At 34.6% G+C, this 11,816-nt stretch carries 4 protein-coding genes; all 4 read right to left on the bottom strand.

Annotated elements, in window-relative coordinates; all coding sequences use genetic code 11:
- Positions 1 to 49: 49 nt before the first annotated feature.
- Positions 50 to 1,543: a RagB/SusD family nutrient uptake outer membrane protein gene (locus AAFN75_RS04955; protein WP_411808510.1), complete on the bottom strand. Its 1,494-nt coding sequence runs from the start codon at positions 1,541 to 1,543 to the stop codon at positions 50 to 52.
- An 11-nt stretch (positions 1,544 to 1,554) separates the two neighbouring features.
- Complete coding sequence (locus AAFN75_RS04960) at positions 1,555 to 4,554, bottom strand: SusC/RagA family TonB-linked outer membrane protein (protein WP_411808511.1); 3,000 nt, start codon at positions 4,552 to 4,554, stop codon at positions 1,555 to 1,557.
- 36 nt (positions 4,555 to 4,590) lie between these two features.
- Positions 4,591 to 7,209 (bottom strand): glycoside hydrolase family 3 C-terminal domain-containing protein, encoded by a 2,619-nt coding sequence (locus AAFN75_RS04965; protein WP_411808512.1) that lies wholly within the window; start codon positions 7,207 to 7,209, stop codon positions 4,591 to 4,593.
- A 472-nt stretch (positions 7,210 to 7,681) separates the two neighbouring features.
- Positions 7,682 to 11,815, bottom strand: a complete 4,134-nt coding sequence (locus AAFN75_RS04970; RefSeq protein ID WP_411808513.1) for a two-component regulator propeller domain-containing protein — start codon at positions 11,813 to 11,815, stop codon at positions 7,682 to 7,684.
- Between the last annotated feature and the right edge of the window lies 1 nt (position 11,816).

The raw sequence follows: 11,816 nt of genomic DNA on the forward strand, positions 1-11,816 counted from the left end.
TATAAAATGTGTTGCTTTTCAAACTCAACTAAACTAACTCAAACAAAATTTAATATCCTGGGTTTTGATTTGCAACTGTAACGTTAGGGTTTGTTGCTATTTCTTTGTCTGGTATAGGCCATAGCTCGTGCTTACCAACTTGAAAGTTAGTTCCTGCTAATTCTGTACCTACAATTCCCCATCTAATCATATCATCAAAACGTACTTGCTCGCCACTTAACTCTACCTTTCTTTCTTGAACAATAGCATCAAAAACTTGAGATTTTGATAAGGTAGTAGGCAATGCTACTAACCCCGCTCTTGCTCTAACACGGTTTATATAACCTACGGCAACAGATTGCGAACCACCAGGCCTTTCATTTTCACATTCGGCCATCATTAACAATACATCTGAATAACGAATAACTTTCGCATTAATTCCAGATTCCTGAGCTTCAGTAGATTGCTTATAATAGTTTTGGTACTTTTTCCATGCTACCGGACGAATATTTCCGCTGTTTTCGGCAAAATCATCTTCAGTTAGCGTATTGTTACCATTATTGTAAGTATCGCCCGGGAAATAGAAACTTCCATTTAATCGTTTATCTCCAGGCTCGAAAGAAGCTACTAAATCATCAGAAGGATAGGTGTTAAACCAATCTAAAACACCATAATCTTGTCCTCTAAAGGTTGCATGGTTTTGACCAGCTCCAACTACTGGGCTATCCCATTTTGCTCCGGTTCCTAAAGATAAATCGTATTGAACTTCCCAAACAGATTCTATACCATGCTCTGTTTCTTCTTTGAAGTTATCATAATAATCGATTTCTAAATCGTACCCAGACATTTTATTAAAAGAATCTAATGCTGCTGCATACTCTTTTTGGTACAACAATACTTTACCTAAAAAAGCTTGTGCTGCTCCTTTTGTAGCTCTACCTTTTTCTTCTTCAGATTTTGGTAATAAATTTGCCGATGCATAAGTTAAATCTTCAATAATTAATTTAATTACATCTGCTTTAGGACTTACAGGCTTACCTTCTGGTTGTGTAAAGTCTCCATTTCTTAATGGAATATTTCCAAATCTGTTTACTAACAACCAGTAGTATTGTGCTCTTAAAAATCTAGCTTCTCCTAAAAACTTTCTTTTTTTAACTTCTGATAGTGAGTTTCCTGGTATTTGATCTATAATAGATTTATTACCAATAACAAAATTAGCTTTGTTTACGCCCCTGTAACAAGCATCCCAATACTCGGCAATTTGGCCGTTACTAGAATCAAAAGAAAAATCGGCAAAAGTAACTTTATCTGCCTCTTGTTGTCCATTTCCAGATTGCTCATGCGACATGTTATCCATCATATACCAGATAAGACGACCGTATAAACCAAAGGGTTGTAAGTTGGCATATGCAGCATTTACGGCTGATTGAACTTGTGCCTCGTTAGAAAAAAATGTATCTGGCGAAAGCTGATTAGGGTTTGTTAATTCTAATTCTTTATCTGAACAGGAATTTATAAGAAAAATCCCTAACAGTGCTGTAAGTATAAATTTATATGTTTTCATAGTCTTATTTTTTAAAATGATACTTGTAATCCTAGGATAACCGATTTTGGTTGTGGGTAACGTCCTCTATCAATACCAAACTCTTGATTTCCTTGACCTATTTCTGGATCTAACCCAGAATAATCTGTAATAGTTATTAAGTTTTGACCACTAGCGTATAATCTTAGTTTTGAAAAATAGTTATCAAAAACAGGACCTGTAAAAGTATAACCTATGCTAATATTTTTTAATCTAGCAAACGATCCGTCTTCAACATATCTATCAGACACAGAGTGGTTTTGAGGCGCACCCGGAACTCTTGGCTGTGTTGTTGAAGGATTAGTTGGTGTCCAACTATCTAATAACACTTTGCTACCGTTAAATAATCTATTTGCACCTGCCTCTAAATCGTATTTGTTTTCGTTGTAAATATCGATACCTTGAATTCCAGTTATATAACAGTTAAAATCGAAATTTTTATAATTAGCCGATAGATTTAAACCATAAGTAAAATCTGGATAAGGGTCTGCTAAAATATCGCGATCTTCAGAAGTGATATCACCATCACCATTTAAATCTTTATATCTAACATCTCCCGGTTGCACAACTGTTTGCCCAGGGTTTGCCGTAAATACAGCATCAACCTCGGCCTGGTTTTGGTAAATTCCATCACTTACTAAACCATAAAAATGGAATAATGATTCGCCAACAACTGTTCTAGAAATATTTCCTTTTCCGTCTTTCATTGCAGCCCCTTCAAAAGCCTCTAAGTTACCTAAACTTAATACTTCGTTGGTACTTGTACCTAAGTTAAGGTTTGCAGACCAAGTAAAATCTCCATCCATATCGTTGTAACCTAAAGCTAACTCAAAACCACTAGTTTCTACACTACCAACATTAGCGGTAATGTTTCCGGCATTAATACCGTTTGATAATGGTGCTGGTAAACTTAATAATAAATCGTCACTTTGGTTTCTATAATACTCTATAGTACCTGTAAATTTTTGATTTGCAAAGCCAAAATCTAAACCTACATTCATTATGGTAGTTTCCTCCCATTTTAAATCTGGGTTTGCCCCACCATCTGCAGTAACACCTGGGCCATTGCTATCTCCTAATGGATACTCAAAACCTCCTGCTAAACTTGCACTATACTGGTAATCTCCAATTTTATCGTTACCAGTAATACCGTAACTACCACGTATTTTTAAATTACTAAAAGCTGTATTTTCTAAGAAACTTTCTTTAGATAAATTCCATCCTAACGATGCCGATGGAAAAGTACCCCATCTGTTATTTTCACCAAATCTAGAAGAAGCATCTCTTCTAATGGAAGCAGATAAGATATATTTATTATCGTAGTTATAATTTAATCTACCTAAGTAACCTTGTCTATTAGTTTGACTAGATCCACTTCCTATAGATTGATTTGTTGGTCCAAATTGAATTAACTCATTAGTTATTTCGTTTCTGGCGCTACCTCCAAAATTCGTGCTTTTTCTTTTATTGTTTTCTGCTAATGCTAAAAGCTCAATATTATGGCTATCTCCTAACGTAGTGTTATACGTTAAGCTATTAGTTAACATAATAGTATGTCCTTGTGTATGACTTCTACCATATTCAGCAAAATTTTGAGCGTGTGTTGTGCTACCCTCTACACTATCATCATTAAAAGTAGGCGTAAAAGTACTTCCATCAAAAGTAAAATAATCTAAACCAACTTGTGTTTTAGCTGTTAAACCTTCAAGTAATTCTAACTCGGCATACACATTACCAATAATACCTAAGGTTTTATTAACGCCAGTTGGAAGAGTTTGTATTCTTACCGGGTTTTCTGCATCTTGCCCATCGGCAGAAGATGAAGGTCCTTGAAAACCACCATCATTGTTAGCGTTGTAAACCGGCAGGTATGGTGCAGCTTTAATAGCGTGAGTTATTAAGGTTCTACCACCACCTTCTCGCTCTGGGCTTTGTTCGCCAAAAGAAATAGACATAGACTCTCCAACGGTTAATTTACCAGTGGTAAAAGAACTATTTGCTCTAAATGAATATCTCTCAAAACCAGTATTTATAATAATACCTTCTTGCTTTAAATATTCACCAGAAAAAAACTGAGAGCTGTTTTCTGTTCCTGCAGAATAATTCATGTTATAATTCTGCATTAATCCTGTTCTAAAAATCTCATCCTGATAGTTAGTGTTTATTTTAAAGGTGGACAATGGTCTGTTTGGAAACACCCCTAAATTACCTGCGTGTTGTAAATACTCGATAGTATTCATGGTATTATAACGCTCGGTATTTCTTTGAAACCCAGCATAAGTACTAAAAGATAATTGGCCTTTACCCTTTTTTCCTTTTTTAGTAGTTACTAACACTACCCCATTTGAGCCTCGAGCTCCATAAATTGCAGTGGTTGATGCATCTTTTAAAATAGACACATTTTCTATATCGCTTGGACTTATCCCCGATAAATTTCCAACAATAACACCGTCGATTACGTATAGTGGGCTATTGTCGCCAAAAGTTCCTAAACCTCTAATTAATACTAAAGGGCTAGAACCCGGAACACCGCTATTTACAACTGTAATACCTGGCGCTCGTCCTTCTAGAGCCGATTCAGCATTTGTTACGGGTAAAGCTGATATCTCATCAGTATCTACGGTAGATATTGCACCCGTTACAGTAGCTCTACTTTGTGCACCATAACCAACTACTACAATAGCATCGAGCGCTTCTAGAGATTCTTCTAATGTTATTGCAAAGGTATTTTGATTGCCAACAGGAATTGTTTTGGTAGCCATACCAATATAAGTTACAACAAGTTGATCTCCATTAGTTACATTTTGTAAAGTAAAATTACCATCAAAATCGGTAGATGCACCATTTGTTGTACCCTCAACAATTACGGATACACCAGGTAGAGGAACACCGCCAACATCTGATACTGTACCGCTTATGCTTTTTGCTTGTGAAAAGGCATTTTGAATGCAAAACATAGCAAGCAACATACCCAAAAGTTTAAACTTCATCATATTAAATAGTTTAAGTTAATTAATTTAGTTATTTATTTAGTTTGTTAATAATACTCTTTTTGTTAAAACAGATGTTGAACTCGCATTGGCAACACCAGTAAAATTTGGTTGTTTACCACCTACGCTTAGCAATACGTTACCTGGCTCTAGAATCTTTTTTCCTTCGGCATTGATCCAGGCATATTGTTCGGCATCTATTTTATAATTTAAGGTTTTAGTCTCTCCAGCAGCTAGATGCACTCTATCGAAACTAACCAAAGTTCTAATGGCGTTTTGCGCTTCTCTATCCAAATGTGTTAAGTAGATTTGAACCACATCATCGCCAGCAATTTTACTTGTGTTTTTTATTTCTACTGAAACATTAATAGCATTTTTAAGGGTTACTTGATCTGCTATTTTTAGGTTTGAATATTCGAAATTAGAATAGCTTAAACCATGACCAAAAGGAAACAAAGGATCTCCTTTAAAATATTTATAGGTTCTATTGGCCATGTTATAATCTTTAAAATCTGGTAAATCTGAAACCGATTTATAAAAAGTTACCGGCAGTTTTCCTCCAGGATTATAATCTCCAAATAATACATCGGCAATAGCTTTTCCTCCAAATTCTCCTGGATACCAAGCTTCTAAAATTGCAGGAACATTATTAGCCGCCCAATTTACAGCCAATGCACTCCCGTTCATTAAAACTACAACAGTTGGTTTTCCGGTTGCATGTACCTTTTTCATTAATTCAATTTGGTTTTTAGGTAATGAAATTTCAGAGCGGTCACCTTTATCGAAACCTTCTAATTCCACTTCCATTTCTTCGCCTTCAATTTCTGGCGAAAGCCCTAAAAACAATATAGCAACATCGGCTTTATTAACCGCCTTTATAGCTGGAGTTATTAAATCTTCATCTAATTTAGCCCAAAGTAAATGTGCTTGTGGATCGGATAATGCATTGTTATACTCTATTTTGATGTCGTATGTTTTATCTTTTTCTAAAACCGTATCGAAATACTTTGTTTTTGGCTCATATTCTGCACTAAACTCAAAGTAAAGTGAATCGTTTACAAACAATTTAGCAAAACTACTTGCCTTTAATCCAATTCTGTAAGCACCACTTTCGATTGGTTTTAATTCTCCTGTCCAACGCACCGAAAAGTTGTCAGATTTTAAATTGTTAATAGGGCGTTTTGGCATCCAGACAAAATTAATAATACTATCTACTCTGGTAAACTCTGGCGTTCCTTTAAATATATTGTTACTGTAGTACTCGCCTTTTAATCCTGCTTCGCCTTCGCTTTTAAGCACCGCACTAGGAATAGGTGTTAAAGTGGACCATCCCGTAGCAATATCACTACCCAAAGCATAATGGATTTCTGCATTAGGCAACTTAGCTTTAATAGCCTTTAATGGTGTAATAAACTGTTGCGGTGTGCCGTGGTAATTACCTAATAAAGCTTGTGTAGCATCTGCATTAGGACCAATTATGGCTATCGATTTTAAATCTTTACTTAGTGGTAATGTTTTGTTTTCGTTTTTAAGCAACACCATAGATTCTTGAGCCACTTTTTCAGATAAGGCTAAATGCGCGTTGCTTGCCACAACATTGTAAGGTATGTTTGCCCATTTTACATGTTCTGGCGCATCAAACATGCCTAATTTAAAACGTGCTAAAAACAGTTTTTTCACAGCAGCATCAATAGCTACTTCATCTACCAATTCTTTTAAAATAGCATCATTTAGGCTAGGGTCGTAAACATTTCCGCAGTTTAAATCTGTACCATTATTTAACGCCATAGCTGCAGCTTCAGCAGGCGTTTCTACAACACCATGATTTTCGGCTTGCCAAAAATCGTTTATGGCCCAACAATCTGACACTACATAACCATTGAAACCCCAATCGTTACGAAGAATTTTTTGTAATAACATGTCGCTTCCACAACATGGCGCATCTCTATATCTATTATAGGCACACATTACAGAATACACATTGGCCTCTTTTACCGCTGCTTTAAATGCTGGTAAATAGGTTTCGTATAAATCTTTATTGTTAGTTTGATAGTTATCTTGATGTCTAGATTTCTCCGGTCCGCTGTGTACTGCAAAATGCTTAGCCGTAGCAACGACCTTTAAATATTTATCATCGTCGCCTTGTAAGGCATTAATATAGTTAACGCCAATTTTACTAGTTAAAAACGGATCTTCGCCATAGGTTTCTTGACCTCTACCCCAGCGCGGATCTCTAAAAATATTAATATTGGGTGTCCAGAATGTTAAACCCTGCCCCATGCGTCTTTTTCCCTCTTTTATAAATTGATGGTGTTTAGCTCTCGCTTCATCTGAAACCGCGGTTCCCATTTCGAAAATTAAATCTGGGTTCCAAGTTGCTCCCATACCAATTGCTTGCGGAAAAACCGTGGCTTCGCCCGCTCTTGCAACGCCGTGTAAACATTCGTTCCACCAATTGTACTCAGGTATACCTAATCTTGATATAGCTGGAGCATCATAGCGCAACTGAGAAATTTTTTCTTTTGACGTTAAACGCGATACCAAATCATTAACGCGCTCTTCTGCAGAAAGTGATTCATCTTGAAACTGAAAAGCAACCTCTTTTTTATTTGAGTTACACGACATCAAGACAGAAATAAACATTACAACAATAGCCATGTTATAATATTTTGAGTTCACTATGTTAAGTTTAGTTATTGGCATAAAAAATTCTCGATTAAAAAAAACTAAATATCATTACCAAAATGAAAAGCATAAAACACACCAGTACAATTTCTGCTAAAAGTTTTAATCGGGTTTTACGGTGCTTCATTTTAAAAAACAATATTTAATGATACCAAATATACTTGACCACTTATGTTTTTAATAGAACGCATTAAGCAATCAATGAGAATTTTGTTGCGATTACCCCTTTAAAGTGCTGTTTTACAACATTTGATACAATACATGCAACATTTATTATAAAACAACCATCTAGCTAAAACTTTGATTTACATGAAATAAGCCAACCTAAAAACAATATATCGGTGCAGTAATGGACTTATACCTAAAACAAAAAAAACACATAACAACTAGACTTAAATGGCCCACTATTATATGTTTTTTTTCTAAAATTTAAGCTTTTAATTATTTAAATCTCATCATCTTTTACCTTAACCTCGGTAGGCAGAATACCAAAGTGAGCTTTAAAACATTTTGTAAAATAAGACGGTGAAGAAAACCCAACTTTATAGCATACCTCACTAATATTAGAGTTTCCTGTTTCTAGAATTTGTTTAGCCTTCTGGATACGTATTTTTCTTAAAAATTCATTTACAGTTTGACCCGTAAGCGATTTAATTTTTCGATAAAGTTGACTTCTACTTAAGTTTAATTGCGATGCTAAAACCTCAACACTTAAATCTGAATCGCTCATGTTTTCACTTATATAGCTTAGTACTTTTTGTATAAACTCTTTATCAATAGAAGTTGTTCCTGCCTGTTCTTTTCCGCTAATATCTCCAAAATACTTATCGAATATTAGCTTCCTACTGGTTATTAACTGCGCTAAACGTAATTTTAGTAAACGCATATCAAATGGTTTTACCATATAGGCATCGGCACCAAAACCTATACCTTCCATACGATCGTCTATTCTGGTTTTAGCGGTTAGCATTAATAAGGGAATATGACTGGTTTTTATATCGGTTTTTATTTGTTTACAAAACTCAAACCCATCCATTTCTGGCATAATAACATCGGTTAAAATAATGTCTGGTATAGATTGTTTTGCGATTTTTAAACCTTCTTTTCCGTTTTTGGCTACTAATATTTTGTAATGGTTAATTAATTCGCTTTTTAAATATTTTCTAAGCTCAACACTATCTTCTACAATAAGCAAGGTACTAGACCTAGTATCGTTTCCTGCATCGTTATCTGTTTCAACAGATTCGACACCAGCATTTAAAATAAATTTTTCTTTTTTAGTACTTTCTGAAATTACCTGAGGTGCAAGCTGCTCTTTTGTAAAATGAGCATTTCCAGCAGGAAGTAAAATTCTAAATGTGGTTCCCTTGCCAACTTCACTTTCCACTTCAACTTTTCCTTTATGCAGTTTTATAAAACTCTGAACAACCTCTAAACCAATACCTGTGCTACCATAATAGCCTTTGTTAAGATTTTCAATTTGATAAAAGCGTTCGAAAATTTTATTAATCTGGTCCTTTTCTAAACCTGGACCTGTATCTGATATTCTAATTTCTAAAGCCTTACGCGGTTTTTTTTCGTCTATTAAAGGAAATAAAACCAAATCGTCTGTCGATAAAATATCTGCATTAATAGCACCACCATCTGGTGTAACTTTTATAGCATTAGACATAATATTGAAGATGATTTTTTCCAACATACTAGCATCTGCCCAAATTGGTAAATCGGGCACATCGGCATCCATGGAAAGATAGATGTTACGGCTAGAAGCTTCTTCCTTAAAAAAAGCAACCACATCTTTTGTTAAACTAACAAGATTAAATTCTGAAGCTCTAATATTAACTTTATCCAGTTCCAGTTTTCTAAAATCCATAAGCTCGTTTATCATTCTATAAAGCCTATCGGTATTTCTGTAAATAACATCTAGTTTATCTTTTACTGAAAAAGGAAGGCCTAAACTGGTGTCTCGAAGAATGTCTTGCAACGGATTGATTATTAATGTTAGCGGCGTTCTAAACTCATGAGAAATATTGGTGAAAAACTGAATTTTCTTCTCGTTTAACTGGTCTTCTTGTGCACGCTGTATACGCTCATTTCTTATAGCTTCTTTCTCTTTTATACGACTTTGCGTCATTCTATTTAAAAGATATACGCCCATAAAAAATAAACCAATATAACAGAGCATAGCCACATTTGTTTTCCACCATGGCGGCAACATGGTTATTTTAAGTTCTAATGGCGTTTCGTTCCACACGCCATCATTATTTGCTGCTTTTAATTTAAAAGTATAATCGCCATAATCTAGATTTGTATATGTAGCACTTTGTAAATCGCCAACATAATTCCATGACTCCTCGAAACCTTCTAGATAATAAGCATATTGATTTTTTTCTGGTCGTGTATAATTAATCCCAGTATACTCGATAGTAAATACCGTTTGCTCGTAATTAAACTCTAAACTTTTAGTTTCGGTAATTACCTTAGTTAATGGGCTATTTTTTTCGTTTGGAACAACGTCTTTATTAAAAATTTTTAATCCTGTTAAATACAAAGAAGGCACACTAGAATTTACTTCTAACTTCTCTGGATGGAAATAATCTATACCCTTATAATTACCAAAGTAAAGCACACCATCTTCATCCTTTAAGGTGGCGTTAAAGTTAAAATCGTCGGACAGCAACCCGTCGTTAGAGGTATAACTTGTTACTTCGTTTGATTCTATATTTATTTTTGAAATCCCCGAGTTTCCCGATATCCAAATAGCACCAGCGTCGTCTTCAATAATTCCAGTAACATTTTCTTCTTGTAATCCTGTAATTTTATTATACCACTTAAACTCATTGGTTTTCTTGTTATACTTACAAAGTCCCGCACCTCGTGTTCCAATCCAAACAAACCCATTAGAACATTGAAATAAGGATAAAATATGATTGGCACTTTTTTGATTATTAGGCGCTTGAGACATTTCCTCTTCTAACGAAGTAAGTATTAAGGTCTCATTTTCACCTTTAATTATTTTAAAAAGCCCATCAGTAGTACCAAACCAAATGGTATTATCTTTATCTACCATAATTTTTCTAACATCGGTAGTTGAAATGCTTTCGAATGCCTCAGAAGCGTAATTTTTAAGCGTATCCGTTTCTGGGTTATAAGCATATATACCTGTATAAAAAGAACCTATCCATATAATACCATCTTGATCCTCAGTTATAGATAGTATAGCGTTAGAAACTAGACTTCCATTGGAGTTATCTACATTAACATTTTTAAACTTTTTTTCTCCTTTTTTAAGCACATAAAAACCATTATCCCAACTTCCGGCCCAAATATTTTCTTTGCTATCTATAAAAACAGTTTGTATGTAATTACTAGTTAAACCAGAATAATGCTTGGTATTAGAAAGATTTACATGTTTAAAATTTAAGCTTTTAGTATCTATAATATCAATACCTCCACCATCCATAGACACCCATATTTTATTATTACGATCCTTTGATATACCGGTCACAGAGCCCGTTTGCAATGAATTTACATTACTCGTTAAACTTTCTATATTAGCAAATTTATCAAAGAGTTTATCGCTAACAGCTACACCACTATTGTAGTACCCTAGCCATATACGTTCTTCCTTATCTAGAAATAAAGACCAAATAGAGTTAGATCGAATACTATTTTCGTCTCTTTTATTGTATACATATCTTTTTATAAGCGAGCCATTATCCATTAAATGAAAAAGGCCATCATTTTCGGAACCAACTAATATAGAATGGTCTGGCAATTGAATCATTGCTAGTATGCGCTTGTTGGTTATTTCGAAATTTGAAAATTCTAAAACGGTATCATCTTCGGTTTGATATTTAAACACCCCATGACCGTAAGTTCCTGCCCATAAATGGTTGCTTGCAGATCGCTTTAAGGTTTGTACTGGTAAATTAAAATTGGCATTATTATCATTTTGTGGTCTTCTAATTTTATGGTTTGCATAATCCAGCACGCGAAGCCCAACGCTAGTTCCTAAAAACACGGTTTCGTTACATATTTCTATAGCATTTATAGCAGGGTAACGATTTCTATTAACTAATCGAACAACCTCTCGAGTTTCTAAGTTTAGCATGAATAAACCTAGAGCTCGGGTTCCAATTAAAAGGTTTCCATGGTTATCTTCTTTAATACTTAACACAGAAATACCAATTTCGTTGGTATCGCCAACGGGAACTTTTTCAAATTGGTCTAAATCTCTATTATATAAATTTAATCCATCTTCTGTGCCAATCCAAAGGCGGTTTTCTTTATCTAAATACGACGAAAAAACAAGATTGCTTCGTAAAGCCGTCGAGTCTTCCACTTTAAACTTATACGAGGTATAATCAATACCATCAAACTTATACAAACCAGAACCGTTAGTACAAATCCACATAAACCCATGATGATCTTGAGTTATAGAATAAATACCCACTTTAGAAATGCCTTCTCTTATATTAACAAAATTAAAATCTTGAGTAGGCGATTGTGCCCAAAAATTCAGGGTAAAAACAAAGCCTAAAAGTAATAAAAGATTGGTGCATCTTTTTAGCTGCATA

Origin of the sequence: Algibacter sp. AS12 (genome assembly GCF_046736315.1) — a bacterium.
In the GTDB taxonomy this organism is placed as follows: Bacteria; Bacteroidota; Bacteroidia; order Flavobacteriales; family Flavobacteriaceae; genus Algibacter_B; species Algibacter_B amylolyticus.

Coding starts and splice junctions, on each gene's coding strand:
- AAFN75_RS04970 (WP_411808513.1), bottom strand. CDS start 11,815: ATGCAGCTAAAAAGATGCACCAATCTTTTATTACTTTTAGGCTTTGTT.
- AAFN75_RS04960 (WP_411808511.1), bottom strand. CDS start 4,554: ATGATGAAGTTTAAACTTTTGGGTATGTTGCTTGCTATGTTTTGCATT.
- AAFN75_RS04955 (WP_411808510.1), bottom strand. CDS start 1,543: ATGAAAACATATAAATTTATACTTACAGCACTGTTAGGGATTTTTCTT.
- AAFN75_RS04965 (WP_411808512.1), bottom strand. CDS start 7,209: ATGGCTATTGTTGTAATGTTTATTTCTGTCTTGATGTCGTGTAACTCA.